This window comes from Mycobacterium sp., from assembly GCF_036273375.1.
Lineage (GTDB): Bacteria > Actinomycetota > Actinomycetes > Mycobacteriales > Mycobacteriaceae > Mycobacterium.
Genome location: NZ_DASUHS010000238.1, coordinates 73019 through 99781, shown reverse-complemented (window position 1 = coordinate 99781; position 26763 = coordinate 73019). Strand labels below are relative to the sequence as shown.

Sequence of the window (26763 nt, the reverse complement as noted above, 5' to 3'; positions counted from 1 at the left end):
TGGTGATCTTCTGCGGACACTTCCCGGACGGCGCGGAAAAATTCAGCGCGGCCGTGGTCGAAGAGGAAAGCAAACCAGAGTGGTATCTACGCCAAATGCTGGGTACCGCGAACTTCGACGCCGGTCCGCTACTCGCGTTCGCCAGCGGAAACCTGTGTTATCAGATCGAACACCATCTTTTCCCCGACCTGCCCAGCAACCGATACGCCCAAATCGCCCTACGGGTGCGGGCGGTGTGCGAGAAGTTCGACCTGCCTTACACCACCGGTTCGCTGCTGAGTCAATACCTGCAGACGGTACGCACCATCCACAAGCTGGCGCTGCCGGACCGGTTTCCGACCGCAACCGCCGGGATGCCGGGCGTGAAGCGACATCAGACAAAAATTGTGGGCGACACCCGCTGACCCAGTGACAGCCAGGGAAGCAGCCCCAGGTGAGGTCCATCGCGCCTTCGCGAGGGCGTTGGTTGGGCAGACTTCTAGCTCGTGAGCATTGCGCGACAACGGGATTCAATGATGTCCTGCTGAGAGGTCAACCGGCCGTAGGTCGAGTACCTGTTAGCAGCGCGGACTAAATTGGGATTCTTGGCCCGAGCGGGTTGGTCGCTGGCCCTTTCACGCTGGGCCGCGATTTCGTGCGGTTCGCGGCCCAGGATGCTCAGCGCACCGGCAATCATTGACAGTATCCGCTCGCGGAGCCTGGACGTGGAACGGAATTGTTGCGGTGTTCCATATGTGGACAATGTGAGTTTCCTTCATATTGGTGATGGCCGTATTCCGGCAAATGTTCGAGTCGGTGCGGGGCAGGCTCAGCCCGTGCCCCCTATGGTGCGCTCTGGGGTTCTCAAAGCTCGCACTACGGTGGTGAGTCGATCACGATGTCGAGCGGCTACTCACCGACTTATCGGAACGCCGGCTCGGATTTGGCTCGGTTTGCCGCAACAAATTTCTACCCGAGTCACCCTTGCGTCAAACGCCAAGCTGGTTGCTACTCAAATCGTCATTGGTCGTCAGTCATCACCACCCGTGAGTTGCGAGCAAAAACACACCGATGCCCCAGCTTGGTGGGGTTTGGGAGGAACGCCGGTGGTTATCCGGGTTGGGAAGTGAAGGGGTTTTCGTGAATGACGTCAAATATGTTGAGCTGCACGGTGAGCGCGTCGCCTACCGGGAGGAAGGCCGCGGTGAAGCCGTGGTGTTGCTGCACGGCATGGCTGGAAGCTCCGAGAGCTGGGAGGCGGTGATTGCGCAACTGGGTGAGCGTTATCGGGTGATTGCGCCTGATCTGCTCGGGCATGGTCAGTCCGCCAAACCGCGCACCGACTACTCGTTGGGTGCCTTCGCCGCCGGGCTGCGGGACTTGTGTGACGAGTTGGGGATCAGCCGGGCCACCATCGTCGGGCATTCCCTGGGCGGGGGAGTCGCCATGCAGTTCCTCTACCAGCACCCCGAGTACTGCCGGCGCCTGATCCTGGTCAGCAGCGGCGGACTGGGCCCCGACGTGGGCTGGATCTTGCGGCTGCTGGCCGCACCGGGAGCCGAATTCTGGCTGCCGGTCATTGCGCCGAAAGCGGTGCTGGCCATCGGTAACCGGATGCGCTCCTGGCTGACTGCGGCGGGGCGGGGCTCTCCACGAGCCGAGCAGATCTGGGCGGCCTACAGTTCGCTCTCGGATGCGCCCACTCGTGCCGCGTTTCTGCGCACGCTGCGCTCGGTCGTCGACTACCGCGGGCAATCGGTCAGCGCATTAAGCCGCTTGCGGCTGCGCACTGAGGTGCCCACTTTGGTGATCTGGGGTGACCACGACCCGATCATCCCCGTCGATCATGGCTACGGGGTGTCCGCTGCGCGGCCGGGCAGCCAGCTGGTCGTGCTACCCGGTCTGGGGCATTTCCCGCAGGTCCAAGACCCCGGCGCGGTGGTCGCCGCGATCGAGGAGTTCATCGCCGGCAGCGCTGATGAGGTACCCCAGCAGGCGGCGAATCGTGAACGGCGACCCCAAAAAGGTTTCGACAGCAGCGACAAAAGCCCCGGCCGTGACCCGCAGCAGCGCAGTGTGGTCGAAGCCCTCGCGGCCCGCTGGCAGATCGAGGTGGGGATCGGGGTGCTCATGGGGTTGCGGGGATGTTCGCAGACCGAAGCGGCCAGCGAATTCAGCACCGCGGTCCACGAAACCGGTATTGCTGCAGGCGATCTCGGGCGCGCTCTGGCCGATCTGGCCAGCGGCAACGACGACCGTTTGTCACCGCATCGGGCACAGGCCCTAGACCGGTGGGGGCACCTGTTGGAACTGCGTGGCCTGGGCGGCGATCCCAGCGTCGCCGCGCTGGATCACCCGGTTCGGGTACGGTACGGCCCGGAAAACGACTCGCTAATCTGCTGAGCACCATCCGATCGTGTGCCGCACCCCACCCCGGACGCTCGGCGCGCCGGGAGTCTGGTGGCGGGCTCGCGTGACTGGGGTGAATCAATCAGCAGGCGATCGCGCCGGCGCGCGATCTGCGCATCATGGTGATCAAGCTGACGATGAGAACCGAGCTGACCATGGGGCGCCGCCCAGACCTATGAAGAGATGGTGGCCCAAGGCCACGAATGGGCGGCACAAGCCGGAGGCCGGCGGGGCAGCGGCCACCAAGACGCTGCCCGCAAGCATCGACAGGCTGCTCACCGACAGCGCTCAAGGCACAAACGCCTCGGGACAGTGCGGAATCGGACAAGTAGTTAACCCCGCGCGCACTGTGGCTGTCGGGGCCCGTTCACCGCTGCGATGAAGAGGTCATCGTGGCAGTTCGGTCTCGATGAGCCGCTGGGCCACCTCGGCCAGTTTGAGGTTGGATTGCTGCGAGAGGTTTTTCAATAGTTCGAACGCCTGCACGGCATCGACGCGGTAGCGCTCCATGATCATGCCTTTGGCCTGGCCGATGACATCGCGGGAGGCTAACGCGCTGCGGAATTGCTCGTTGCGCTCCAGCACGACCCATGCCAAGGCGATGTTGGTGGCAAAGACCAGGCCGAGCTCGACGGAGTCCTCGCTGAACGCGCGGGGCTGATCGGCATAGAAGTTCAGTGCCCCCATGGCATCGCTGGTCGTGAACAGCTCGAAGGCCAACACCGACCGGATCGGGGTTTGATCGAGTACGTCACGTTGGTAGTGCGGCCAACGCTCATCCAGCGTGAGGTCGTTGATCCGTACCACGGCGTGTTCCCAGGCCGCCGTGAGGCAAGGCCCCTGCTGGTGGTGGTGTTGGATTTCGTCTAATACGGCCGCATAGCGGTGTGTGGCCACCACGTTGCGGACCCCGCGTTGGCGGTGGGCCGAGGTGATGCCGACGTACTGGGCACCGGGCACATTACGCCCGGCGCTGTCGATGAGTTTGTTCAACTCGACGGTCATGCCCGCATCGTGTCGGTGCAGATCCGCGACCAGCGCGGCCAGCTGAGCAGCGAGGGCTGGAGGCGTATCGGTCGTCATCGCAGAATCCGCTGTGATGGGCGCCATTGGTGAACTTTCACGTCTGGGGTCCCGAGGGTGCGGTGCTGTCGCGGCGCAGCGCCGACAGGATCGTGTCGCGCTGTGGCGGGTCGTGGATCAGCAGCCGGGCCACCTCGGTCAGATGCTCGCCCTGGTCGCGCGCGTGTCGGCGCAGCAACCCGAACGCGTCTTCGACGGAGACGTTGAGGCGTTCACGCAGGTACCCTTTGGCCTGTTCCACGATGATCCGGCTGGTCAGCGCGGTCCGTAAGGAAGGCAGAACGGTCACCGGGGTGGCTGGGTGTTCTTGCAAGATCGCCACGGTGGCGATGTGTGCCAAGGCTTGGGCGACCAACAGATCGGCGTGGTTGAGCTCCCCGGCGTTGGTGCCGAACAATCCCAGCGCCCCTAAGACGGCACCGCCCGCGCGCATCGGCACCGCGTGCACCGAGCCGAAACCTTCTGCTGTGGCGGCTTCAACAAACTGGGGCCATCGCGTCTTTTCCTCCGCCAAGTCCGCCACCGAAACCGACTGCCCGCTGGTGTAGCAGTCCAGGCACGGTCCTTCGTCGGACTGCAATTGGAACAATTCAAGGTCACGAGAACTTTCTGAGGTGGCCGCCATCAGATGCAAACGGTGGCGTGGGTCGGCCAGCAGCAAGCCCGCCGCGGCGACATCCAGTAGCTGTGCACACTGCTCGGTCAGTTCGGTGAGCAATTCGATGACGTCGAAGTCCTCGAGCAGGCTGTCCACCAGCGACACCACCGCATCCAGGACACGGGTTTCACGCGGTGACTCGGTCACGAGCAAACACCCCCTTGCACATATCCATAATGGCCGGGGCGGCAGAGGCGGAAGGCGGGAAACATTAGTCGGCCTCCAAGTACAGGGTTCGATCCAGGATATCGCGGGCCACCTCGGTGGCACTTCGAGCGGTTGCATAGGCATGTGCGCGTAGCCGCGCCAGCGCCGCCGCGGCCTCGATACCGAGTTGGGCCATCACCATCCCGGTGGCCTGGCTGACCTCGGCCCGTGAGAGCGTGTTGAGTTCCTTCCACGCATCGCTACCAGGGTCAGCGACCGCGGCTTCAAAATCCGCGGCGAGCAGATCCAGCACCGGCATCTGGGCCAATTCGGCGGCCATCACCAGTGTGGCCATCTGTTCAGCATCCAAGACAGCCGGATCGGCCCGAAACAGGTCCAGGGCCCCCACATATTCGCCGGCCACCACTACTGGCATCGCATACACCGTGCGAACCTGATGGGCCAACATCACCGGCCCGTACCCCGGCCAGCGCAGCTCATCAGGATCGGCCAGATCGGCCACCATCACCACACCGCGCGCTGCCACCGAATCCAGACACGGCCCCTCACCCATGGTGAACTGCAACTCATCAAACATCCGTGCCCGGGCGTCACTGGCACCCAACGTGCCCACATTGGCACCGTCAAAGACCAACGAGATAGCCGCCCCGTCCACGCTCAACAGCTGCGCACACGCCTCACACAGCCGGTCAGCGGCCGCCACGCCGCGCCGCCCGCCTATCGCGCTGAGCAGCCGCTGCTCGATTGGCTCCGCCACCTCACACCGGCCCGACACGGCCGCGATCACGGCACAACCCGCGACGGCGCACTAACGCTGACATGCCTTCATCATCGCACCTCGACCCTTGCCCGACCGACCCAACGCAGCAACCACATCGGCGGCGTCTGAGAAGGTCACGCCCAGGACGTCAACCGTGAAATGCCCGAGCATTCACGGCTCACTCATTGACCATACCGCTGAACCAGCGCAGAAGGGCCGCGATTGAACACCATCCTGATCCGCTTGGTTCATGCGTGTCACTGTGCGGCGGTGCGGTAAACACTCGGCGCGTCCAGCCCGAAGGGCGCCCAAGCAAAGCGCTACCGGCGCGACCGACCCGACGGGTGCCCAAGCAAAGCGCTACCGGCGCGACCGACCCGACGAACGAACCCATATTCTGACACGCAAAGCGTTGCTGCTGAAGGGACTTCGAGTGCGAAACACGCTGGCCCGAGTTCGTCGCGCCACGGCCACACGGCACTACGGCTAATGTGAAAGATCAGGCTCCCCAACATGTTCGACGCGCCGCAACGCGTCGGGGGTCAGATCCTTGAGCGAGGGATATCCGTCGACGGCCATGATCAGATCCGCTTCGGCCAGCAGCGAACGCAGCACATGCACGATGCCGTCCACGCCACCGACCGCCAGACCGTAGGCGTAGGGGCGGCCGATCCCCACGGCGGTCGCGCCCAGCGCCAGCGCTTTGATGATGTCGGCGCCGCCGCGCACGCCCGAGTCGAACAGCACCGGCATCCCGTCGGCGGCCTCGATCACCGCGGGCAGGCAATCCAAGCAGGGCAGCCCGCCGTTGGCTTGCCTGCCGCCGTGGTTGGAGCAGTAAATGCCGTCTGCACCAATATCTTTGGCGCGGCGAACGTCGTCGGGATGGCAGATGCCCTTGACCATCAGCGGCAGGCCGGTCTCGGACCGCAGCCATTCCAGGTCCGACCACCGGAACGGCCCACCGAAGATCGGCAGCTTGCGCACCGCCGCCTCGGTGGCGTCTTCCTCCCCGCTCAGGTTGGCGCGAAAAACCGGATCACTGGTGTAGTTGGCCAGGCAGCCGCTGGGCACCTGCGGGTAGTTCCCGCCTTTCAGGTCGCGGGGGCGCCAGCCGGTGACCCACGTGTCGAGGGTGACGGCGATGCCCTTGAAGCCGGCCGCCTCGGCCCGGTGCACCAGGCTGGCGGCCATCTTGCGGTCCGGCGGCGTGTACAGCTGGAAAAACGCCGGGCTATCGCCGAGTTCGGCGGCGAGGTCTTCCATCGGGTCGGCCGACAGTGTCCCCACGAAAAACGGCACACCCGTGCGGACCGAGGCCCGCGCACACAGCATGTCCCCGTGGCCGTCCGGGTCGCACACCCCGATGACGCCGATGGGCGCCATGAATATCGGGGATCCGAACCTGATGCCGAACAACTCGACCGACATATCGCGCTGCTCGGGGGCGATCCCCATGCGCGGATACAACCCCCACCGCTTGAAAGCCTCACAGTTGATGCGCTGGGTGTGTTCGTCACCCGCGCCGCCGGCCACGTATCCCAGCACTTTCGGCGTCATCGCCGCCGTCGCCTTGTTCTCCAGCTCCTCGAACCTGATCGGGTACTGCGGCTGATTGCCGTGCAGCGACTGGTCGTACAGCTCGTTTTGATAATCGGCGAAAGCCATAGGCGCTGACTTCCCCGTGCTCGGATCACCAAACGAGCGCTCGAGGATCCGGCCCCCAACGCCGGAAACGTTGGACGACTGCGTTTCGCTTTGCGGATACCGCACCCTCACGTGGCGTTATTCGCCGCGGACCGCCTGCGCTCGCGCCATCAGCCCGCGACCGCCGGGCAGCGCGCCCACCACGGTGCGGGCCAGCCGGTCGCGGCCGCGCACACCGTCGGTCCGGACCTTGCCGGCGCGCAGGTGGCGCCAGCCCAAAACCGCCCACGACCCCGCGACCACGGCGTCGATCACCCCACCGCGACCGCGGCGCCGGTCGAGCGCGGCCAGGCCGAGCGCTGTCGCCGAGTGCACGGTGTCGACCCAGACCCCGGCAGCCAACACCTCCGGGCCGGGATTGATTCCCGACAGCAGCGCCTGGGTCAGGTGGCGTGCGCCCAGGATCCGGGTGACGACGAGCGCCTTGCGGTCGACCTGCACCCCGTGGATGTGGTCGAGCACCTCGGTCGGGGCGGCCAGCAGCACAGCGCCCCACCCCGCCCGGATCAGCTCGATCGCACGAATCTTCATCGGACACTCCCTAATTGATGTGCAAACAATCCCACCCGTTCGATGAACCGATCGAAAAATACCGCCGCGTCCACATCAATCCCGATGAGCGCGTTGGGTTCTCGACGGTCCGACCAGTCGGTCACCGTCATGGCGCGGGTCAGGGTCCCGGTCAGCTCGATGTCCACCGTCGCCGGACGCGTCGCGACCAGCTCGGGATCCAGTGCGACGGCGGCGGCCAACGGATCGTGCATGTGTGCCTGATACCCGTGGCCGAGTTCGTGATAGGCCTCCAGGTAGAACCGCATCGCGTCCTCGATCACCCGAATCAGCGGGTTGGACGCCATCGACCGGGTCCCGGGTGCGTCGTATTCGCTCAGCTGCGTCGTCGTCGACTCCGCGGCCGCCGCCAGTCGCGCCAGGTGATCGGGCGTCATCGCGACCTTGCGTGTCAGATCAAGGCCGCACAGGATCGGAAGCCGCTGTCGCCCAACGACTTCCGGGCACCAGGCGGCCAGCACCTCGGCCGCCGCCTCGGGGTCCACGCTGATGTTCCACTCCGCCACCGCGGTGGTGTTGCCCCGGTGATCGTAGGAACCCCCCATGATCACCAGCCGCTTCAGCAGCGTGGGCAGCTGGGGCTCGGCGCGCAGTGCCAGCGCCAGGTTGGTCAGCGGCGCGGTCGCGACGCCGATCAGCTCACCGGGCCAGCCGCGCGCCGCGCGCACCCAGGCGCCGGCCGAGTCGTAGTCGGTGAGGCCTCGGGAGCCCGGCGGCAGGTCGGCGTAGCCCAACCCCCTGGGACCGTGGACTTTTGACGGCAGCCGCATCGGTCCGGTCAGGGTCTGTCCGGCACCCTTGGACACCGGGATGCCGGTGCGTTCGCACAGCTCCAGCAGGCCCAGATTGTTTTCGCAAACCTGCTTGACCCCAACGTTTCCCCCGGTCGAGGCGATGCCGACCACTTCGGCGTCGGGGCTGGCGAACAGGTACATCAGCGCCAGTGCATCGTCCACGCCGGTATCGACGTCGACGAAAACGGGCGAGTTCATTGCTTCCAAGATACCGGGGTTAGGCTGACACGATGCCAACGACGTCGGAGCCCCCCGAGGGAACTGATCTAACGCCGCACTTCGACGATGTGCAGGCCCACTACGACTTGTCCGACGAGTTCTTCCGGCTGTTTCTGGACCCGACCCGGACGTACAGCTGCGCCTACTTCGAGCGCGAAGACATGACGCTGGAAGAGGCACAGATCGCCAAGATCGACCTCGCGCTGGGCAAACTTGGCCTGCAGCCGGGCATGACGTTGCTCGACATCGGCTGCGGTTGGGGCGCCACGATGATGCGCGCCGTGGAGAAGTACGACGTCAACGTCGTCGGCCTCACCCTGAGCCGCAACCAGGCCGATCACGTAGAACAGCTGATCGCCCAGTCCGGTAGCCCCCGTTCGGCGCGGGTCCTGCTGGAGGGCTGGGAGCAGTTCGACGAGCCGGTAGACCGAATCGTCAGCATCGGCGCCTTCGAACACTTCGGGCACGAGCGCTACGACGCGTTTTTCACCCTGACGCATGACCTGTTACCCGACGACGGGGTCATGTTGCTGCACACCATCACCGGGCTGCACCCGACGGAGATGGCCGAGCGCGGGATGCCGCTTTCGTTCACGTTCGCCCGATTCATCAAATTCATTGTCACCGAGATCTTTCCGGGCGGGAGGCTGCCGTCGATACCAATGGTGGAGGAGCGCGCCACCGCGAACGGCTTCACCGTGAGCCGCGTGCAGTCGCTGCAGCCGCACTACGCCAAGACGCTCGACATCTGGTCTGCTGCACTGCAAGCCCGTAAGGATGAGGCCATCGCGGTGCAGTCCGAGGAAGTCTACGAGCGGTACATGAAGTACCTGACCGGTTGTGCAGACGCATTCCGGATCGGATACACCGACGTCAACCAGTTCACGCTGCAGAAATGACTACCAGTGCACGCCGGGCACCAGGCGGACCAGCCGCTTGACTGGACCGGATGCCCGGATGCCCCGGGTGACGGCACGCACGGGCCGGCTGGGCTTGCGCCGTGCGGTGCGAGCAGCCGGCGTCGGCGCAGGTTCGGCGGTGAGCCCGCGCGCCGCGGCCGAATCGGGATAGCCGAGATAGAGCTGATGCAGAACGCGTCGCGAGGTCCTCGGCGCGAAGTAATTGCCGGCCTCGGCGAGCGTGCCCAGCGGAGTGTCGATGCGGGCCGGCTTTTCCACCAGGCCGCGCACCACCATCGCCGCGGCGCGCTCGGGGCTGATCGCCGGCACCGGGTTGAGCCGGTGGGACGGCACGATCATGGGCGTGCGCACCAGCGGCATATGGATGTTGGTGAAGGTGATGTGGTCGGACAGCACCTCCGAACCCACCACGTCAGAGAATGCGTCCAGCGCGGCCTTGGACGGCAGGTAGGAGCTGTACTTGGGATTGCGGGCCTGCACGCCGGCGCTCGACACGTTGACGATGTGACCGAATCGGCGCTCGCGCCAATGCGGTAACAGCGCTAGCACCATCCGCACCGCGCCGAAGTAGTTGACCGCCATCACCCGTTCGTAATCGTGCAGCCGGTCGGTGGAGTTGACCACCGAGCGGCGGATCGACCGCCCGGCGTTGTTCACCAGGTAGTCGACGTGGTCGAAGCGCCCCAGGATGTCTTTGACCGTGTGTTCCACCGACGCGGAATCGGTGACATCGCAGGTAAAGGCATGGGCGGCACCACCATTGGCGCGAATCTCGGCGACCAGCGCATCCAGTGCCTCGCCGTTGCGGGCCAGCGCGAACACGGTTGCGCCCCGCTCGGCGATAGCGATCGCCGCCGCCCGGCCAATGCCGCTGGACGCGCCGGTGATGATGACGTGCCGGCCCTGCAACGGTCCCTGAGGATCGTCGCGGCGCGCCCGGTCCGGATCGAGGTACTTTGCCCAGTACCGCCATAGCTTGGGCGCATAGCTGGAGAACTCCGGAACGTCTATGCCGGTGCCCTGCAGGGCGTTTCGAGTCTTCTCACTGACAAAGGTGGGGGCCAGGTCGACGACGTCGAACACCTCGGCGGGGATGCCGAGCTGAGTGGCCGCCATGTTGCGCACCACCCTGGCGCGTCCGCGCACCTTGAGCACCGGGGCAGCCACCGAGCGGGGGAGCGAACCGCGCAGCGGCGGCAGCCCGGCCGCCTTGGCCACGCCGCGGTAGATGCCGCGCAGGCCAATGGTTTTCTCGGCGGTCAGGTGGAATGTCTGTCCGTCCCGGCCGTCGGCATGCATCAGCGCGACCAGTGCGTCGACGACGTAGTCGACCGGGACGATGTTGGTGCGGCCGGTGTCGGGCAGCAGGATCGGGGTCAACGACGGGAGCACGGCCAACTTGGCCAGCACGCCGAAGAAGTAGTACGGCCCGTCCACCTTGTCCATCTCGCCGGTGCGTGAATCGCCCACCACCACCGCCGGGCGGTAGATGCGATGACGCAGTCCGGGCGCCGAGCGCACCAGCAGCTCCGCCTCGAACTTGGTCTGGTGATACGGCGTCGGCAGCTGCTGGCCGACGTCGAAATCGTCCTCGGTGTATTCGCCGGCGAAATCGCCGGCCACCGCGATCGATGACACGTGGTGCAACGTCGCGTCCAGCCGCTGCGCCAGCCCGATCACCGCGCGGGTGCCCTCGACGTTGCTGGCCCGCTGCTCGGGCTCGCCGGCGGTGATGTCGTAGATCGCCGCACAGTGCACCACGTGGTCGATCTCGCCCAGCTCGGCGAGCACCTCGTCGCTCAGCTCCAGCTCCGGCAGCCCGGCGACCAGCGGCTTCACCCGCTCGCCCCAGGGTTCGGCGAGCCGCTCGAAGCGGCCCAGCGACTGCCGTCGCACGAGCACAAACAGTTGCGCATCGGGACGGGTTTCCAGAAGACGAGACACGACACGGCTACCAATGAACCCGGTACCGCCGGTAACGACATACCGCATGAAGACATGGTGGCGGTGGCAGCCGCGCACGTCAACTGTGATCCCGGCTACGCCACTAGTTGTGGAAGTCGCGGATCCCGTCCCAGTCGACCAGCGTCCAGCCGGTCATCGGGTTACCGCTGATCACCACGTGGCCCGTGTTGGGAATCGGGTGGCTGTTCATCAGGCTGTCCTTGGCGTGCTGCGCGTTCATCAGCGTCCACACCATGATCGCGTTCATGTGCGAGAACACCACCGGGTTGTGGTGGCCGCTGTTGTAGATCTTGTTGATCGCCGCGGTGAACTGGTCGTTGAACTCCTTGCCGCTGACCGAACCGGGGATGCTGTCGGACACGTCGCCGTTGATCCAGTTCACCGGCGCCAGCATGTACGTCGACTTCGCCATCGACTCGGGTTTGCCGTTGTACCAGCCGGCGTTGATCTCCTGGATGCCGGGCAGGACCTCCACCTGCTTGCCGAGCTCGGCAGCCAACGGGGCGGCGGTTTGCTGAGCCCGGGTCATCGTGGAGGCGTAGACGCTGTCGTAGTCCTTGCGGCCAAGTTGGTGCGCGAGCTGTTCGGCCTGCCCCTTACCCTCCGGGGTCAGGCCCGGCCCCGGCACCTCGGTGTCGATGGTGCCGCCGACGTTGGCCTCGGATTGGGCGTGCCGGATGAATGTCACGGTGATGGACTTGGCCTGCGGGGAACCACCGCAGCCGGCGACGATCATCGTGGCGGTGAGCGCAGCGAGCGCTACCGCGGCTTTCCGGATCATGCTGCGCTTGGGCATGTCGATAGCCTGCCCTGCCGACGGCTCCGGTGGGAAGGGTTTGCGCTGGTTTGTTACCGCGCGGCCTCGGGGAGGTCGGCTCGGGTGATGATCGAGGCGGCGCTCAGGGCGGTGTTGATTGACACCTCGGCCGGCAGCAACGGGCCTTGGTCGCGCCGCGATTTCGCCGGATGCCAGAGTGGACCGAGGATCCCTACCAACGATCAGGAGACTTCCATGGCGATTGATCCGAGTGCCGTCGGGGCGGTCACCGAGCCCATGCAGTTCGAATGGACCGACCGGGACACGCTGCTCTACGCGCTCGGTGTGGGCGCCGGGGTCGACGACCTGCCTTTCACGACCGAGAACAGCCACGACATCGACCAGCAGGTGCTGCCCACGTATGCGGTCATCTGCTGCCCGGCCTTCGGCGCGGCCGGCCTGGTCGGAAAGTTCAACTGGGCCATGCTGTTACACGGCTCGCAGAGCATCCGGCTGCATGCGCCGCTGCCGCCCGCGGGCAAGCTCTCGGTGGTTTCCGAGGTCGCCGACATCCAGGACAAGGGCGAGGGCAAGAACGCGATCCTGGTGTTGCGCGGCCGGGGCACCGAGCCGGAATCCGGGCAGCTGATCGCCGAGACGCTCACCACCCTGGTGATCCGGGGCGAGGGCGGCTTCGGGGGCATGCCGGGTCAGCGGCCCGTCGCACCGGAATTCCCGGACCGCGAGCCCGACGCGCGCATCTCGCTGCCCACCCGCGAGGACCAGGCGCTGATCTACCGGCTCTCCGGTGACCGCAACCCGCTGCACAGCGACCCGTGGTTCGCCCGGGAGCTGGCCGGCTTCCCCAAGCCGATCCTGCACGGGCTGTGCACCTACGGGGTATCGGGTCGCGCGCTGGTATCCGAGCTGGGCCAGGGCCTCGCGGCCAACATCACCTCGATCGCCTCGCGGTTCACCTCGCCGGTGTTCCCCGGCGAGACACTGACCACGCTGATCTGGCGGACCGATCCAGGCAAGGCGGTGTTCCGCACCGAGGCTTGCGGCCCCGACGGGGCCGACACGCGGGTGGTGCTCGACGACGGCGCGGTGGAATACGCCTAGCGCTGATGGCGGCGGCCCGCTGCGCCCGGCTGCGCTGATCGTGGCGACCCGCTTCACCCGGCCGCGCCGCGCTTGCGATCGCCACGGCCGCGCTTGCGACCGCCGCTAGCGCGCCAGCTGATCCGCCAGCAAGTCGGTGAATTCGGCGGCCCGAGCGGGACTGTCCAGCGCGAACAGGGCCGCGGTGGCGCGGTCTCCGTCGTCGCCGTGCCGCACCAGGATCGGCACCCCATCGGCGAGCACCGCGTCGAACGCGTCCTCGTCGGTGATGTCGTCGCCGAGGTAGACCGGCGTCAGCGAAACCGACCCGGCCTCGTGCAGGTGATCGATCACCCAGCGCAGCGTTTTTCCCTTGTCCCAGTCCAGGTCTGGGCGCAGCTCGATGACCTCGCGGCCGGTGGTGACCCGAAGCTCGTCGCGGCGACCAGCGGCGCGCACCGCCGCCAGCACCTCGCCGACGCGGTCGCGCGCGGCCTTACGATAGTGCACGGCCACCCCGAATCGCTTGTGCTCCACCACAACACCGGCAATCGCGCCGAGCTGGTCGCGCAGCTGACCGGCCGCCTGCTCGAGCACCGGGATGGCGGCGGCCGCGTCGTCGTTCTGGTGGTGCTTGCCGTCGGGGGCGGTCAGCTCGAAACCGTGGCTACCGGCATACCAGACGCCAGGCACGCCAACGCGTTTCGTCACGTCGGCGAGATCGCGGCCGGACAGCACCGCGACGGGGCACCGCGCGGCCAGCTTCTCCAGCGCGTCGGTGGCCCCGGTGACGGGCCGCGCCGAGTCCGGGTCATCGACGATGTCGGAGAGTGTGCCGTCGAAGTCGAAGAACACCGCCGGTCGCCGGTCGGCCAGCCCATCGGCCAAGGCCTGCAACGCATCGGGCAGCTGCGACATGCGGCGGTCGCCGGTCCGCACGGTGACGTCGCCCCGGTCGGCGACCACCGCGTCGGCCCCCGCCTCGCGCACCGCATCGCCGTGCCCGGCCGGTGCGACGCCGATCACCAACGCGAAGCCGTCGGCGCGCGCGGCCTCGACGCCCGCGGCGTCCCCGGCGATCACGACGCAGCGGCCGGGGCGCACCCGCAGACGGTTGGCCGCCTGCACCGGACCGTCCGCCGAAATGACGGCGATGCCCAGCTCGCTCTCGCGCAGCTGTGTGGCCAGCGGGGAGCCCAGCGCGGTTTCGGTGTCGAACAGCACCGCGTCATGGCGGCGCGGGTCGATGATGACCGGCCCGAACTTGCCCATTGACCAACCTTCTCACGGTGGTCAGCCGCGTGGAGAACGGGTCAGCGACGCGCGCGACCCGGCGCCGACGGATGCGTCGGCGGCACGGGGCGGATTACCGGGCGCGCGGAACGCCTGCGCGCAAACACCAGCACGGAATCGTCGCCGAGGGCCACCAGGCGCGCCATGCCCAACTCGATGCCGGCGGCCAGCTGCTGGACGTCGAACGCGTCGCCCTGTTTGGCGGTGATCCCGAAGACCAGTTCGTCGCCGTAGCTCAACACCGCGACGCCGGTATGCAGTGCCGTGGCGGTCGGGGGGATCGGCAGCAGCCGTTCCAACGTCTGGCCCATCACCTGAAGGTGACTCCGCGGCCCGGGCACGTTGGTGGCCAGGGTCACGATGGCGCGCTGCGGAAGGCGGGAGAGCAATTGTAAGACGTTGCTGCGCAACACGGTTGGCAGGAAGCCGATCACCGACTCCACGATGCCGACCGGTCGCGGCTGGGCGGTCTGCTTGGCCTGCCACCTGGTATGCACCGTCTGCAACCGCCGCACCGGGTCGTCGTGCTCGACGGGCAGGTGCGAGAGCATCGCCGAGCGGACCGGCATCGGCGCCAGGGTACGCAGCGAGTCCGCCCGCGGTTCCTCGCCGCGCCCGAGCAGCGCCGTGCGGAATCCCTCGGTGACGGCGGCGAGCGCGACGTCGTTGGCGCTGACACCGAACTTGCGGCAGACGCTGTCGACGTCGGCGATCGGGACCCGCACCGTGCTGTAGCGCCGCGAGGCGGTGACCGCCTCGGTGCGCACGGCCGGCCACATCGCGCCGACCAGTGCGCCGGTGAGGTTGCCGGCGGCCGACGAAGCCCGCCACAGCGCGTCCACCCAGCCCGGCTTGCTCGCTACCGGTGGCGAAACCTGTTTTCCCGTAGCGTTGTTGGCGAAGGTATCGGCGTCGGCGTCGTCGCACAGCCTGCTGATCAGGCGGGCGGCCGAGTTGCCGTCGAGCATGCCGTGATGGGTTTTCATCAGGATCGCCCACCGGTTGCCCATCAGGCCCTCGATGACCCAGCACTCCCACGGTGGGCGGTCCAGATCGAGGGGCCGTTCCAGGGCGTAGGTGATGGCCCTGGACAGCTCGGCCTCGTCGCCGGGGTGGGGAATGGCTACCCGGCGCACGTGGTGGGCCAGGTCGAAGTCCGGGCAGTCGATCCATTCCTGGTTCAGCGGATGAGCCCGCAGCAGCTGCGTGCACCGTGCGATCGGCAGGATGCGTTCCGCCAGAAGGCGTTTGAGCCGCTCGTAGTCGGGCGCGGTGCCGTCGACGATGGCCACCGCGCCAATCGCCAAGCTCGCGTGCCGATCCGGATCGTGGGCTTGAAGGAATGCCGTGTCCAATGTCTGTGCCATGCCGGCTCCCGCTGTAGTCCGCTTTGTTGAACTTGTGCCAGTATCTTTCGACCTCGTGATCCGCGGTAGTACCCGCGCGTTAAAACCTTGTTTAAGAGTTGAAGATCGGCTTAACAACCGTTGTGCTGAGCCGCGGTTATATCGAACACCAGTTCGATATACTCGCATCCGTGGGCTGGTTCAACGGGCCGCCGAGCTGGGCGGAAATGGAGCGGGTGCTCGACAGCAAGCCGCGCCATGCCGGGGAGTCGGCGGGTCCGGAATCCGACGGCCCGCTGTCGCGCAGGCGCGCGACGTATCAGCCGCCGGATGACGGCCGGGCGTCTCGCTCGTCCGTCGCTTATGCCGAACTTCATGCGCATTCGGCGTTCAGCTTCCTGGACGGGGCGAGCACACCCGAGGAGCTGGTCGAGGAGGCGGCCCGGCTGGACCTGCGCGCCCTGGCGCTCACCGACCACGACGGCTTGTACGGGGCGGTGCGGTTCGCCGAAGCGGCGGCCGAGCTCGACATGCGCACCGTGTTCGGCGCCGAACTGTCGCTTGGCCCGGGTGCCCGCACCGAGCAGCCGGATCCGCCCGGCCCGCACCTGCTGGTGCTGGCCCGCGGCGCGGAGGGCTACCGGCGGTTGTCGCGGCAACTGGCCGCGGCGCATCTGGCCGGCGGCGAGAAAGGCAAGCCCCGCTACGATTTCGACGCGCTGACCGAGGCCGCCGGCGGGCACTGGCACATCCTGACAGGCTGTCGCAAAGGTCATGTCCACCAAGCACTTTCCGAGGGCGGCCCATCGGCGGCGGAGCGGGCGCTGGCCGATCTGGTGGAACGGTTCGGTGCTCACCGGGTAAGCATCGAGCTGACCCATCACGGTCAACCGCTCGACGACGAACGCAACGGGGTGCTGGCCGCGCTGGCCCCACGCTTCGGTGTCGGCGTCGTCGCCACCACCGGCGCGCATTTCGCGGGGCCGTCGCGGCGCCGGCTGGCCATGGCGATGGGCGCCATCCGTGCCCGGCAGTCGCTGGATTCGGCCGCCGGGTGGCTGGCTCCGCTGGGCGGTTCGCACCTGCGCTCGGGTGAGGAGATGGCCCGACTGTTCGGGCAGCGGCCCGACGTGGTGACCGCGGCCGCCGAGCTGGGCGAGCAGTGCGCGTTCGGGCTGGCGCTCATCGCGCCGCAGCTGCCGCCGTTCGACGTGCCCGACGGGCACACCGAGGACAGCTGGCTGCGGCAGTTGACCATGGCCGGGGCGCGCGACCGTTACGGGTCGGCCGAGCACGCGCCGCGCGCGTATGCCCAGATCGAACACGAACTGAAAGTCATTGCCCAGCTGACGTTTCCGGGCTATTTCCTGGTGGTGCACGATATCGCCCGGTTCTGCCGGGACAACAACATCCTGTGCCAGGGCCGGGGATCGGCGGCCAACTCCGCGGTCTGTTACGCCCTTGGTGTCACCGCCGTCGACCCGGTGGCCAACGAGTTGCTGTTCGAGCGCTTTCTGTCGCCGGCCCGCGACGGGCCGCCCGACATCGACATGGACATCGAATCCGATCAGCGCGAAAAGGTCATCCAGTACGTCTACGACAAATACGGCCGCGACTACGCCGCCCAGGTCGCCAACGTCATCACCTACCGGGGCAAGATCGCGGTGCGCGACATGGCCCGCGCCCTGGGCTTCTCGCAGGGCCAGCAGGACGCGTGGAGCAAGCAGATCAGCCACTGGAACGGGCTTGGCCCCAATTCAAGTGACCCAGCGCCCGACGTGGAGGGCATTCCCGAACCGGTGGTCGACCTGGCGAACCAGATCCGGAACCTGCCGCGACACATGGGTATTCATTCCGGCGGCATGGTGATCTGCGACCGCCCGATCGCCGACGTGTGCCCGGTGGAGTGGGCGCGCATGGAGAACCGCAGCGTCCTGCAGTGGGACAAAGATGACTGTGCGGCAATCGGTTTGGTGAAGTTCGACCTGCTGGGGCTGGGGATGCTCTCGGCGCTGCACTATGCCATCGACCTGGTGGCCGAGCACAAGGGGATCGAGGTGGACCTGGCCCGCCTCGACCTCTCCGAGCCGGCGGTGTACGAGATGCTGTCCCGCGCCGATTCCGTCGGCGTGTTCCAGGTGGAGTCGCGAGCGCAGATGGCCACGCTGCCGCGGCTGAAGCCGCGGGTGTTCTACGACCTGGTGGTGGAGGTCGCGCTGATCCGCCCCGGCCCCATTCAGGGCGGGTCGGTGCATCCCTACATCCGGCGGCGCAACGGCCTGGACCCGGTGGTCTACGACCACCCGTCGATGGAGTCGGCACTGCGAAAGACGCTGGGGGTGCCGCTCTTTCAGGAGCAGCTGATGCAGCTCGCGGTCGACTGTGCCGGATTCTCGGCCGCCGAGGCCGATCAACTGCGCCGCGCCATGGGGTCCAAGCGCTCGACCGAACGCATGCGACGGCTGCGCGGCCGGTTCTACGAGGGCATGCGCACGCTGCACGGCGCCCCGGACGAGGTGATCGACCGCACCTACGAAAAGCTGGAAGCCTTCGCCAATTTCGGCTTTCCCGAAAGCCATGCGCTGAGCTTCGCGTCGCTGGTGTTCTACTCGTCGTGGTTCAAGCTGCACCACCCGGCGGCGTTCTGTGCGGCGCTGCTGCGCGCCCAGCCGATGGGGTTCTACTCGCCGCAATCGCTGGTGGCCGACGCGCGCCGGCACGGTGTGACGGTGCACGGCCCGGACGTCAACGCCAGCCTGGAGCACGCCACCCTGCACGACGCCGGAACCGAGGTCCGCCTCGGTCTGGGCGCCGTCCGCCATATCGGCGACGACCTGGCCGAAGAACTCGTCGACGAGCGAAAAGCCAACGGCCCGTTCGCTTCTCTGCTGGACCTGACGACCCGGCTGCAGCTTTCGGTGCCGCAGACCGAGGCGCTGGCGACGGCGGGGGCGCTGGGCTGCTTCGACATGTCCCGGCGCGAGGCGTTGTGGGCGGCCGGGGCCGCGGCCACCCAGCGGCCGGGCCGGCTGCCCGGGGTGGGATCGTCGTCGCACATCCCGGCGCTGCCCGGGATGAGCGAGTTGGAACTGGCCGCCGCCGACGTGTGGGCAACCGGCGTCTCCCCGGACAGTTATCCGACACAGTTCCTGCGGGCCGATCTGGACGCGATGGGCGTGGTGCCCGCCGAGAAGCTGGGCTCGGTGCCCGACGGCGACCGCGTGCTGATCGCGGGCGCGGTCACCCATCGGCAGCGGCCCGGCACGGCGCAGGGGGTCACGTTCATCAACCTCGAGGACGAAACCGGGATGGTCAACGTGCTCTGCGTGCCGGGGGTGTGGGCACGGCATCGCAAGCTGGCGAACTCGGCCCCGGCGCTGCTGGTGCGCGGGCAGGTCCAAAACGCCAGCGGCGCGATCACCGTCGTCGCCGAACGGCTGGGCCGCATCACCCTGGCGGTCGGTTCCAAATCCCGCGACTTTCGGTGACGGGCGTTCTATGCGCCCGGGGTGGTCCAGACTTTGGTCGGGGTGATCGCCAATCGGGTGCTGAACGCGTCCATCGAAATACCCTCGGCCGACTCCAATTCCTTGGCGAGCTCGCCATACTTCGCCCAGTAGGGTTCGTCGTCCTTGCAATTCACATCGGTTGCGTCGACGGTCGCGGTCCCACCGACGGCGATGATGCCGCCGCCGTTGCCGTCCGAATCCAGGTTCAGGCTCACCTCGGGGTGCGCCTTGATGTGGGTGACCTTGGCGGCCTGCGGCATGGAGTACACCGTCAGCCTGGTGCCGTCGAAGTAGAACCAGACCAGCCGGGGCACCGGCTGTCCCGATTTGGCGACTGTGGTCAACCACCCGAAGTCGTCAGTCTTGAGCCTGCTGGAAACCTCTCGTGTCAGTTCGATGCCCATAGTTGCGAATGTAGCCTCCATTCATGACCCTCAACTTGTCCGTCGACGAAGTGCTCACCACCACCCGCTCGGTCCGCAAGCGTCTCGACTTCGACAAGCCGGTGGGCCGCGATGTGCTGATGGAATGCCTCGAACTGGCGCTGCAGGCGCCCACCGGATCCAATGCGCAAGGCTGGCAATGGATTTTCGTCGAGGATGCCGAGAAGAAGAAGGCGATCGCCGACATCTACCTGGCCAACGCCCGCGGCTATCTGAGCATGCCGTCGGCCGAGTACCCCGAGGGCGATACCCGCGGCGAGCGGATGCCCAAGGTCAAGGACTCCGCGGTCTACCTCGCCGAGCACATGCACGAGGCGCCGGTGCTGATGATCCCGTGCCTTCAGGGACGGGTGGAGAAGGCGCCGCTGGGACTGAGCGCGTCGTTCTGGGCGTCGCTGTTCCCGGCGGCGTGGAGCTTCTGCCTGGCGCTGCGCTCGCGCGGCCTGGGCACCTGCTGGACCACGCTGCACCTGATCAACGACGGCGACAAGCAGGCCGCCGAGGTGCTCGGCATCCCCCATGACCAATACAGCCAGGGCGGGCTGTTCCCGATCGCCTACACCAAGGGGACCGACTTTCGCCCGGCCAAGCGGCTGCCCGCCGACCAGGTCACGCACTGGGACACTTGGTAATCAGGTCTGAAGAGGCCAAACCTCGACGACCCCGTGCGCGACCGCACATGGCGTCTGGCTGACCCGCTCAATCGCCGCGTCAATGTCTTCGGCGTCGATGACCGCGAACCCCGCGATCGGCAACGCCGATCGGAGGAAGGGGCCGGGCTCGATCCGTACCCCCGCGCCGTCCGGATTGCGCACCTGGACGGGATCTCCAGCTCGCCCGACCAGCGCGCCGGACGCGCCGAGTTCGTCGTCGCGGGCGTGCGCGGCCTGTTTGCGGTCGTCGGCCAATTGGTGGTATCCGGCCTCTTCGCCGTAACCGATCGTGATGAAGATAGGCATATTAATGCTGACTCTTCTCTGATGCAGAACTCGTCGCTACACCGCGCCCGGGTAGCCCTGCTGCCGCCAGGCTTCGTATACGGCGATCGCCGCGGCGTTGGACAGGTTCAGCGAGCGCCGGCCAGCCAGCATCGGGATGCGCACCTGCGCGGTGACGTGTGGGTCGGCCAGCGTCGCGGCGTCCAGCCCGGTGGGTTCGGGACCGAACATCAGCACGTCGCCGGCCCGGTAGCGCACATCGGCGAACGAGGTGGGCGCGTGCGCGGTGAACGCGAACACCCGCTGCGGTGACAGCGCCGCCCACGCGGCCGCCAGCGACGCGTGCACGGTGACCGATGCCAGGTCGTGGTAGTCCAGGCCCGCCCGGCGCAGCTTGGGTTCGGACAGGTCGAAGCCCATCGGCTGGACCAGATGCAATTCGCAGCCCGTCGCCGCCGCCGTTCGGATGGCGTTGCCGGTGTTGGGCGGGATCCGCGGCGAGTAGAACATCAGCTTGAACACAACGGGATAATGGTCGCATGGTCGAGCAGAGCATCTGGATGCAGAAGGTCGCTGCTGATCCGGGGCATTCGCAGTGGTACATCGAGCGTTTCCGTGCCATGGCCCGCGCCGGCGACGACCTGGCCGGCGAGGCCCGCTTCGTGGACGCGATGGCGCCACGCGGCGCGCGGATCCTCGATGCCGGCTGCGGGCCCGGTCGGTTGGGCGGGTATCTGGCGAAGGCCGGTCACGACGTGGTCGGTGTCGACGTCGATCCGGCGCTCATCGAGGCGGCTGAGCACGACTATCCCGGCCCGCGCTGGCTCGTCGGCGACCTCGCCGAGCTGGACCTGCCCGCGTGCGGCATCGCCGAACCCTTCGACGTGATCGTGTCCGCCGGCAACGTCATGGCGTTCCTTGCCCCGAGCACCCGGGTTCAGGTGCTGAGCCGGTTACGCGCCCACGTCGCCGAAGACGGCCGGGCGGCGATCGGCTTCGGCGCCTACCGCGAATACGAGTTCGCCGACTTTCTCAACGACGCGGTCGACGCCGGCTTCGCGCCCGATCTGCTGCTATCGACCTGGGATATGCGGCCGTTCACCGACCACTCCGACTTCCTCGTCGCGCTCCTTCGCCCCGCCTAGACTCTCGCGCTTCCGGTGTTTGCCAGGGGTGGCCCCGCGGGTGCGGCGTCACCTTGGAGGGACCTGTCTGCTCAGTAACGATTCTGGTGGCATGCGCCGCGGGCTGTCATACTCGTCGGATTGCCACACCTACACGCACACGCGTATTTGGCGCGGGGCGGGCCAAATAAAGCAGGAAGTTTCATGAGCCTCTCGTTTCTTTCAGCGCTCAGCGTCAGCGCAGCGGCCGGTCGCGCGGCCGCGATGACGTGACCATGTTCAGCCGCCCGACCAACCCGGCCGAGGCGGATGTCGTAGAGCCGGCACCCAACAGCGGTGGAGGCGCTGCGCCGGCCAAACGCCCACCGACCTGGTCACTGAGCAACTGGCCGGTGCGCTGGAAGGTGCTGGCGATTGTGCTGGTCCCGCTGATGTTGGCAACGGTGTTCGGGGTGCTGCGCATCCACGGCGCCATGGCCAACGCGGCCGGCCTGCGGGTGGCCGCCACCCGCGCCGACGTGGTGCCGGTGATCACCAAGTACATGTCGGCGCTGGACGTCGCGCTGCTGGCCAGTTCCAGCGGACGCGACGTCGAGGGCGCCAAGAAAAACTATGAGGCGCGCAGGTACGAGTTGCAGACCAGGCTGGACGACACCAACATCAGTGCCGACGTCAGCTCGGGGGTGAGCAACCTGCTCGATGGCGGTCAGATGCTGGTGAACAAGGCGTCCGACGCCGGCCTCGGTTTGCGGGAGCGAGTGACGCTCTACGCGCCGATCCTGTTGACGGCCGAAGACGTCATCAACGCCTCGGTCCGCGTCGACGACGAAAAGATCCGCGCCCAGGCGCAGGGCCTGAGCCGAGCGGTCGGCGCCCGCGGACAGATGACCATGCAGAAAATCCTGATCACCCGCGGGGCCGAGCTTCCCGAGCCGCAGCTGCGGACGTCGATGATTACCCTGGCGGGCACCGAACCGTCGACGCTGTTCGGCATGAGCGAAGTACTCGGCGCCGGATCGCCCCAGGCCAAGACGCTGCAACAGCAGATGGTGAGCCGGATGGCGATCATGTCCGATCCGGCCAGCGTGCTCGTCGACAACGGCGACCTGCTGCGTTCGATCCAGACCACCGACGACATCGCCGATCAGGTCATCAAAGATTCCACCGCGTCGGTGACGAAGTCGGTGCACGCCCAGGCCGCCGAGCGCCGCTCGGCCGCGATCCTGGACGCCGTCCTGGTGCTGGCCGCCATCGTGATCGCGCTGCTGATCGTGCTGCTGGTGGCGCGCGCCCTGGTGCGGCCGCTGCGCATGCTGCGTGACGGCGCCCTCAAAGTCGCCCACACCGATCTCGAAGAGGAGATCGCGAGCGTGAAAGCCGGTGGGGCCGAACCCGTTCCGAGCCCGCTGCCGGTGTACACCACCGAGGAGATCGGCCAGGTCGCCCACGCGGTCGACGAGCTGCACACCCAAGCCCTGCTGCTGGCCGGCGACGAGGCGCGGTTGCGGCTGCTGGTCAACGACATGTTCGAGACCATGTCGCGGCGCAACCGCACGCTGGTGGACCAGCAGCTGGCGCTCATCGACCGGCTGGAGCGCAACGAGGAGAACCCCGAACGCCTCGACAGCCTGTTCCGGCTCGACCACCTTGCGGCGCGGCTGCGCCGGAACAGCGCCAACCTGCTGGTGCTGGCCGGCGCGCAGCTCGCCCGCGACCAGCGCGACCCGGTGCCGCTGGCCACGGTGATCAACGCCGCGGTGTCCGAGGTCGAGGATTACCGCCGCGTCGAACTCGCCGGGATGCCCGAGTGTGCGCTGATCGGCGCGGCCGCCGGCGGCGCCATCCATCTGTTCGCCGAGCTGATCGACAACGCCCTGCGCTACTCACCGCCGACGACCTCCGCCCGGGTCTCGGCGTCACGCGGCGGCGACGGGGGAGTCGTGGTGCGCATCGCCGACGCCGGTCTGGGGATGAACGACGCCGACCGGCGCATGGCCAACATGCGGCTGCAGGCCGGCGGCGACGTCAGCCCCGACAACGCCCGGCACATGGGTCTGTTCGTGGTCGGCCGGATCGCGGCCCGGCACGGCATGCGGGTGGGACTGCGCGGTCCGGCGGCCAACGAATCGGGCTCGGGTACCACAGCCGAGATCTACCTGCCGCCGACGGTGCTCGCCGGCCTGGCCGTCGCCGAGTCGGCGGCACCCCGCCACATCCGCGCCGTCTCCTCGCCGAGCGCGAAGCTCGCCAGCGTGAACGCCGCCGCGGATGACACCGGGCAGGACGACGGCCCTATGGAGCCGGCGGCGCGCACCGCCCCGGACGCGTCCGGGCCGTCCGTCACGTTGCTGCCGCGCCGCAACCCGGGTTCCAGCGGCATCACCGAAGTGCCCGCCCCGCCCGCCGAACAGCCGCCGCGCCGCCAGCGCCGCGAGCTGGCGACCCCCTGGTGGGAGAACGCCCCCAAGCCGGCGCCCACGGCGGTTCGGAAGCCCGAACCGGCGCCCGAGCCGAAACCGGCGCCCAAACCGGCGTCGGCGCAGCCGGCCCGGGCGGCGTCGGACACCTCGGCGTTCTTCTCCGCCCGCTCCCGGGAGGCGGACAGCCGCACGGAGTTCCGGCACGACCAGCCGGCGCGACCGGCCCCGGTCTCGTCCATCCCGTCGGCCCCGCAGGCCCAGACGGGTCCGGCCGACGACGACGTCATCTACCGGCGGATGCTGTCGGAGATGCTGGGCGACCCACACGACCTGGTCAACAGCCCCGACCTGGATTGGCAGTCGGTTTGGGATCGCGGCTGGACGCTGGCGGCCGCGGCCGACGAAAAACCCGTCGAGGCGCACACCACCGACCACGGCCTGCCGGTGCGCACGCCGGGCGCCCGGCTGGTGCCCGGCGGCGCCGACGGCGTCGAACAGGACGAGCCGGCCGAGCCCGAGCAGGGCATGAACGGCCGGTCCCCGTCGCACCGGGAGCCGCAGCACGCGGCCACTGGACCCCTAGCCCGCGACCCCGAGGCGGTTCGCGCCTCGTTCAGTAGCCATTTCGGTGGCGTGCGCACCGGACGCTCGCACGCCCGTGAGACCGACCAAGGATCCGACCAACAATGACGTCATCGGACAACTCCCTGGACTGGCTGGTGACCAAGTTCGCCCGCGAGGTCCCCGGCGTCGCGCACGCGCTGCTGGTGTCCGTCGACGGGCTGCCCATCGCCGCCAGCGAGCATCTCCCGCGGGAACGCGCCGACCAGCTCGCGGCCGTGGCCTCCGGACTGGCCAGCCTGGCCACCGGCGCCGCGCAGCTGTTCGAGGGCGGGCAGGTGCTGCAGTCGGTGGTCGAAATGCAGAACGGCTACCTGTTGCTGATGCGCGTCGGGGACGGATCGCACCTGGCGACGCTCGCGGTGGCGTCGTGCGACATCGGTCAGATCGGCTACGAGATGGCCGTCCTGGTCGAACGGGTGGGCGGCGTGGTCCAGTCGACCCGCCGGTCTGCCGTGGAGCAGCACTCCTGAGCCCGATGGATACTCCCGAGACCTGGCCGGCGCACCGTAAGGGGAACCTGGTCCGCCCGTACACCCTGACATCGGGGCGGACCGACACCAAGGTCGACCTTCCCCTCGAGGCGCCGATTCAGTCGCTGCAGGCCGGCCTGACGCACCGGTGGCCGCCCAACGACCCCAGAGGCAGAATCATTCAACTGTGCGTCGAGCACCCGTCGGTCGCCGAAATCTCGGCCCGGCTGGACCTTCCGCTGGGCGTTGCGCGCGTCCTGGTCGGAGATTTGGTGCTGTCCGGCTACGTTCGAGTGCACAAGACGTTGTCCGAGCGTTCGACCAGAGATGAGCGCCACGAACTCATAGGAAGGACACTGCGTGGCTTACGCGCACTCTGACGTGCAGCGTGATTCCGGCGCCCACGCGTCGACGAAGATCGTGATCGCCGGCGGATTCGGGGCCGGCAAGACCACCTTCGTCGGGGCGGTGTCGGAGATCATGCCGCTGCGCACCGAGGCGATGCTCACCGACGCCTCGACCGGTGTCGACGCGCTCGAAGCCACGCCGGACAAGCGGACCACCACCGTCGCAATGGATTTCGGCCGGATCACCCTGGCCGAAGACCTGGTGCTCTACCTGTTCGGTACGCCGGGACAGCGCCGCTTCTGGTTCAAGTGGGACGACCTGGTGCGCGGCGCGATCGGCGCGGTCGTGCTGGTCGACTGCCGCCGTCTGCAGGACAGCTTCGCCGCGGTCGACTTCTTCGAGCACCGCAACCTGCCGTTTCTCGTCGCGGTCAACGAGTTCGACGGCGCGCCCCGCTACCCCGTCGCCGAGGTGCGCCAGGCGCTGACGCTGCCGACGCACATCCCGGTGATCACCGTCGACGCCAGGGATCGCCGGTCGGCGACCGACGCCCTGATCGCGGTCAGCGAATACGCCCTGGCCAGCCTGTCGGCCAATTGACCACGCGGTTGGTCGACCAAGAATTCGAGGGCCACGACTTCACCGACGACGACCTCAGCCGCGTGCAGACCGAGCGGGTCGTGTTCACCGAATGTAACTTCAGCGGCGCCAACCTCGCCGAGTCGGGGCACCGCGGTTCGGCCTTTCGTAACTGCACATTCCGGCGGACGTCGTTGTGGCACAGCAGCTTTTCCCAGTGCACCATGCTGGGCTCGGTGTTCGTGCAGTGCCGGCTGCGGCCGATCACGTTCGAGGAGGTGGATTTCACGCTGGCCGTGCTCGGCGGCATCGACCTTCGCGGCGTCGACCTGAGCGGCTGCCGGCTGCGGGACAGCAGCCTGGTGGAGGCCGACCTGCGCAAGGCCGTGCTGCGCGGCGCGGACCTGCGTGGCGCGCGGACCGCCGGCACCCGGCTGGACGGCGCCGACCTGCGCGGCAGCACCGTGGATCCGACGCTGTGGACGACGGCTTCGCTAACCGGCGCCCGCGTCGATGTCGACCAGGCCGTGGCGTTCGCGCTCGCCCACGGGCTGCGGCTGGACGGCGACGGCTGAGTGC

The 26763-nt window shown here is 67.7% G+C and carries 24 protein-coding genes and 1 pseudogene; 12 read left to right on the top strand and 13 right to left on the bottom strand.

Features of this window, described 5'->3' with window-relative positions; genetic code table 11:
- Together VFW69_RS21170 and VFW69_RS21165 are read left to right on the top strand one after the other, a co-directional pair.
- Positions 1-404: fatty acid desaturase family protein (locus tag VFW69_RS21170; protein ID WP_526504234.1), on the top strand; the 404-nt coding region annotated here is incomplete at its 5' end.
- Positions 405-1119: 715 nt separating this feature from the next.
- Positions 1120-1947: pseudogene (locus tag VFW69_RS21165) on the top strand (alpha/beta fold hydrolase); the annotation flags it as partial.
- An 828-nt stretch (positions 1948-2775) separates the two neighbouring features.
- Here the strand turns inward: VFW69_RS21165 and VFW69_RS21160 are convergent.
- The 6 genes from VFW69_RS21160 to VFW69_RS21135 all read right to left on the bottom strand — a co-directional run bounded on the left by VFW69_RS21160 (position 2776) and on the right by VFW69_RS21135 (position 8326).
- Entirely contained in the window at positions 2776-3471 is a 696-nt protein-coding gene (locus VFW69_RS21160) for an ANTAR domain-containing protein (protein WP_526504232.1), read from the bottom strand.
- Positions 3472-3508: 37 nt separating this feature from the next.
- Entirely contained in the window at positions 3509-4276 is a 768-nt protein-coding gene (locus VFW69_RS21155) for a GAF domain-containing protein (protein WP_526504230.1), read from the bottom strand.
- A gap of 64 nt (positions 4277-4340) precedes the next feature.
- Positions 4341-5054 carry a GAF domain-containing protein gene (locus VFW69_RS21150; RefSeq protein ID WP_526504228.1) on the bottom strand — a complete coding sequence of 238 codons (714 nt, stop codon included), beginning with the start codon at positions 5052-5054 and terminating at the stop codon, positions 4341-4343.
- Between the two features lie 489 nt (positions 5055-5543).
- Positions 5544-6725 (bottom strand): alpha-hydroxy-acid oxidizing protein, encoded by a 1182-nt coding sequence (locus VFW69_RS21145; protein ID WP_526504226.1) that lies wholly within the window; start codon positions 6723-6725, stop codon positions 5544-5546.
- A gap of 117 nt (positions 6726-6842) precedes the next feature.
- Positions 6843-7295, bottom strand: coding sequence for a hypothetical protein (locus VFW69_RS21140; RefSeq protein WP_526504224.1), 453 nt, complete (start codon positions 7293-7295; stop codon positions 6843-6845).
- Entirely contained in the window at positions 7292-8326 is a 1035-nt protein-coding gene (locus VFW69_RS21135) for a nucleoside hydrolase (protein ID WP_526504222.1), read from the bottom strand. Before VFW69_RS21135 ends, VFW69_RS21140 begins: the two co-directional genes overlap by 4 nt.
- 32 nt (positions 8327-8358) lie before the next feature.
- On the opposite strand from VFW69_RS21135, the gene cmaA1 reads away from it, so the two are divergent.
- Positions 8359-9246, top strand: coding sequence for a cyclopropane mycolic acid synthase CmaA1 (gene cmaA1, locus VFW69_RS21130; RefSeq protein ID WP_526504220.1), 888 nt, complete (start codon positions 8359-8361; stop codon positions 9244-9246).
- Here cmaA1 and VFW69_RS21125 read toward each other — a convergent pair whose 3' ends face one another.
- Positions 9247-11259, bottom strand: coding sequence for an SDR family oxidoreductase (locus tag VFW69_RS21125; RefSeq protein WP_526504218.1), 2013 nt, complete (start codon positions 11257-11259; stop codon positions 9247-9249).
- Positions 11260-11314: 55 nt separating this feature from the next.
- Positions 11315-12028 (bottom strand): histidine phosphatase family protein, encoded by a 714-nt coding sequence (locus tag VFW69_RS21120; RefSeq protein WP_526504216.1) that lies wholly within the window; start codon positions 12026-12028, stop codon positions 11315-11317.
- 216 nt (positions 12029-12244) lie between these two features.
- Between VFW69_RS21120 and VFW69_RS21115 the strand changes: the two genes are divergently transcribed.
- The gene (locus tag VFW69_RS21115; RefSeq protein ID WP_526504214.1) at positions 12245-13111 is read left to right on the top strand and encodes a MaoC family dehydratase; all 867 of its coding nucleotides are present in this window, start codon (positions 12245-12247) and stop codon (positions 13109-13111) included.
- A gap of 105 nt (positions 13112-13216) precedes the next feature.
- On the opposite strand, the gene otsB is transcribed toward VFW69_RS21115, so the two are convergent.
- The gene (otsB, locus tag VFW69_RS21110; protein WP_526504212.1) at positions 13217-14362 is read right to left on the bottom strand and encodes a trehalose-phosphatase; all 1146 of its coding nucleotides are present in this window, start codon (positions 14360-14362) and stop codon (positions 13217-13219) included.
- A 41-nt stretch (positions 14363-14403) separates the two neighbouring features.
- On the bottom strand, positions 14404-15750 hold the full coding sequence (locus VFW69_RS21105) for a wax ester/triacylglycerol synthase family O-acyltransferase (protein ID WP_526504210.1): 1347 nt from the start codon (positions 15748-15750) through the stop codon (positions 14404-14406).
- A 170-nt stretch (positions 15751-15920) separates the two neighbouring features.
- Between VFW69_RS21105 and VFW69_RS21100 the strand changes: the two genes are divergently transcribed.
- Positions 15921-19217: a DNA polymerase III subunit alpha gene (locus VFW69_RS21100; protein WP_526504208.1), complete on the top strand. Its 3297-nt coding sequence runs from the start codon at positions 15921-15923 to the stop codon at positions 19215-19217.
- 8 nt (positions 19218-19225) lie between these two features.
- On the opposite strand, the gene VFW69_RS21095 is transcribed toward VFW69_RS21100, so the two are convergent.
- Positions 19226-19642 (bottom strand): TIGR03667 family PPOX class F420-dependent oxidoreductase, encoded by a 417-nt coding sequence (locus tag VFW69_RS21095; protein ID WP_526504206.1) that lies wholly within the window; start codon positions 19640-19642, stop codon positions 19226-19228.
- A gap of 23 nt (positions 19643-19665) precedes the next feature.
- On the opposite strand from VFW69_RS21095, the gene VFW69_RS21090 reads away from it, so the two are divergent.
- The gene (locus tag VFW69_RS21090) at positions 19666-20313 is read left to right on the top strand and encodes a nitroreductase family protein (protein WP_526504204.1); all 648 of its coding nucleotides are present in this window, start codon (positions 19666-19668) and stop codon (positions 20311-20313) included.
- On the opposite strand, the gene VFW69_RS21085 is transcribed toward VFW69_RS21090, so the two are convergent.
- Complete coding sequence (locus tag VFW69_RS21085) at positions 20314-20640, bottom strand: YciI family protein (protein WP_526504202.1); 327 nt, start codon at positions 20638-20640, stop codon at positions 20314-20316.
- A 36-nt stretch (positions 20641-20676) separates the two neighbouring features.
- Positions 20677-21141, bottom strand: coding sequence for a tRNA (cytidine(34)-2'-O)-methyltransferase (locus tag VFW69_RS21080; protein ID WP_526504200.1), 465 nt, complete (start codon positions 21139-21141; stop codon positions 20677-20679).
- Between the two features lie 17 nt (positions 21142-21158).
- On the opposite strand from VFW69_RS21080, the gene VFW69_RS21075 reads away from it, so the two are divergent.
- The 6 genes from VFW69_RS21075 to VFW69_RS21050 all read left to right on the top strand — a co-directional run bounded on the left by VFW69_RS21075 (position 21159) and on the right by VFW69_RS21050 (position 26759).
- Complete coding sequence (locus tag VFW69_RS21075) at positions 21159-21764, top strand: class I SAM-dependent methyltransferase (RefSeq protein ID WP_526504198.1); 606 nt, start codon at positions 21159-21161, stop codon at positions 21762-21764.
- A 254-nt stretch (positions 21765-22018) separates the two neighbouring features.
- Positions 22019-24853 carry a HAMP domain-containing sensor histidine kinase gene (locus VFW69_RS21070; protein ID WP_526504196.1) on the top strand — a complete coding sequence of 945 codons (2835 nt, stop codon included), beginning with the start codon at positions 22019-22021 and terminating at the stop codon, positions 24851-24853.
- Entirely contained in the window at positions 24850-25257 is a 408-nt protein-coding gene (locus VFW69_RS21065) for a serine protease inhibitor (RefSeq protein WP_526504194.1), read from the top strand. Before VFW69_RS21070 ends, VFW69_RS21065 begins: the two co-directional genes overlap by 4 nt.
- Before the next feature lie 5 nt (positions 25258-25262).
- Entirely contained in the window at positions 25263-25637 is a 375-nt protein-coding gene (locus VFW69_RS21060) for a DUF742 domain-containing protein (RefSeq protein ID WP_526504192.1), read from the top strand.
- Positions 25618-26205 (top strand): GTP-binding protein, encoded by a 588-nt coding sequence (locus VFW69_RS21055; protein WP_526504190.1) that lies wholly within the window; start codon positions 25618-25620, stop codon positions 26203-26205. The genes VFW69_RS21060 and VFW69_RS21055 overlap by 20 nt, the downstream gene beginning before the upstream one ends.
- Before the next feature lie 8 nt (positions 26206-26213).
- Positions 26214-26759, top strand: a complete 546-nt coding sequence (locus VFW69_RS21050) for a pentapeptide repeat-containing protein (RefSeq protein ID WP_526504246.1) — start codon at positions 26214-26216, stop codon at positions 26757-26759.
- The last annotated feature ends 4 nt before the right edge of the window (positions 26760-26763 follow it).

What these genes read in the sequence shown, in the direction of transcription:
- VFW69_RS21105 (WP_526504210.1), bottom strand. Translation starts at nt 15,750, where the DNA reads ATGGCACAGACATTGGACACGGCATTCCTTCAAGCCCACGATCCGGAT.
- VFW69_RS21115 (WP_526504214.1), top strand. Translation starts at nt 12,245, where the DNA reads ATGGCGATTGATCCGAGTGCCGTCGGGGCGGTCACCGAGCCCATGCAG.
- otsB (WP_526504212.1), bottom strand. Translation starts at nt 14,362, where the DNA reads ATGGGCAAGTTCGGGCCGGTCATCATCGACCCGCGCCGCCATGACGCG.
- VFW69_RS21090 (WP_526504204.1), top strand. Translation starts at nt 19,666, where the DNA reads ATGACCCTCAACTTGTCCGTCGACGAAGTGCTCACCACCACCCGCTCG.
- VFW69_RS21140 (WP_526504224.1), bottom strand. Translation starts at nt 7,295, where the DNA reads ATGAAGATTCGTGCGATCGAGCTGATCCGGGCGGGGTGGGGCGCTGTG.
- VFW69_RS21135 (WP_526504222.1), bottom strand. Translation starts at nt 8,326, where the DNA reads ATGAACTCGCCCGTTTTCGTCGACGTCGATACCGGCGTGGACGATGCA.
- VFW69_RS21065 (WP_526504194.1), top strand. Translation starts at nt 24,850, where the DNA reads ATGACGTCATCGGACAACTCCCTGGACTGGCTGGTGACCAAGTTCGCC.
- VFW69_RS21120 (WP_526504216.1), bottom strand. Translation starts at nt 12,028, where the DNA reads ATGCCCAAGCGCAGCATGATCCGGAAAGCCGCGGTAGCGCTCGCTGCG.
- VFW69_RS21070 (WP_526504196.1), top strand. Translation starts at nt 22,019, where the DNA reads ATGTTCAGCCGCCCGACCAACCCGGCCGAGGCGGATGTCGTAGAGCCG.
- VFW69_RS21145 (WP_526504226.1), bottom strand. Translation starts at nt 6,725, where the DNA reads ATGGCTTTCGCCGATTATCAAAACGAGCTGTACGACCAGTCGCTGCAC.
- VFW69_RS21085 (WP_526504202.1), bottom strand. Translation starts at nt 20,640, where the DNA reads ATGCCTATCTTCATCACGATCGGTTACGGCGAAGAGGCCGGATACCAC.
- VFW69_RS21125 (WP_526504218.1), bottom strand. Translation starts at nt 11,259, where the DNA reads ATGCGGTATGTCGTTACCGGCGGTACCGGGTTCATTGGTAGCCGTGTC.
- cmaA1 (WP_526504220.1), top strand. Translation starts at nt 8,359, where the DNA reads ATGCCAACGACGTCGGAGCCCCCCGAGGGAACTGATCTAACGCCGCAC.
- VFW69_RS21075 (WP_526504198.1), top strand. Translation starts at nt 21,159, where the DNA reads ATGGTCGAGCAGAGCATCTGGATGCAGAAGGTCGCTGCTGATCCGGGG.
- VFW69_RS21160 (WP_526504232.1), bottom strand. Translation starts at nt 3,471, where the DNA reads ATGACGACCGATACGCCTCCAGCCCTCGCTGCTCAGCTGGCCGCGCTG.
- VFW69_RS21095 (WP_526504206.1), bottom strand. Translation starts at nt 19,642, where the DNA reads ATGGGCATCGAACTGACACGAGAGGTTTCCAGCAGGCTCAAGACTGAC.
- VFW69_RS21060 (WP_526504192.1), top strand. Translation starts at nt 25,263, where the DNA reads ATGGATACTCCCGAGACCTGGCCGGCGCACCGTAAGGGGAACCTGGTC.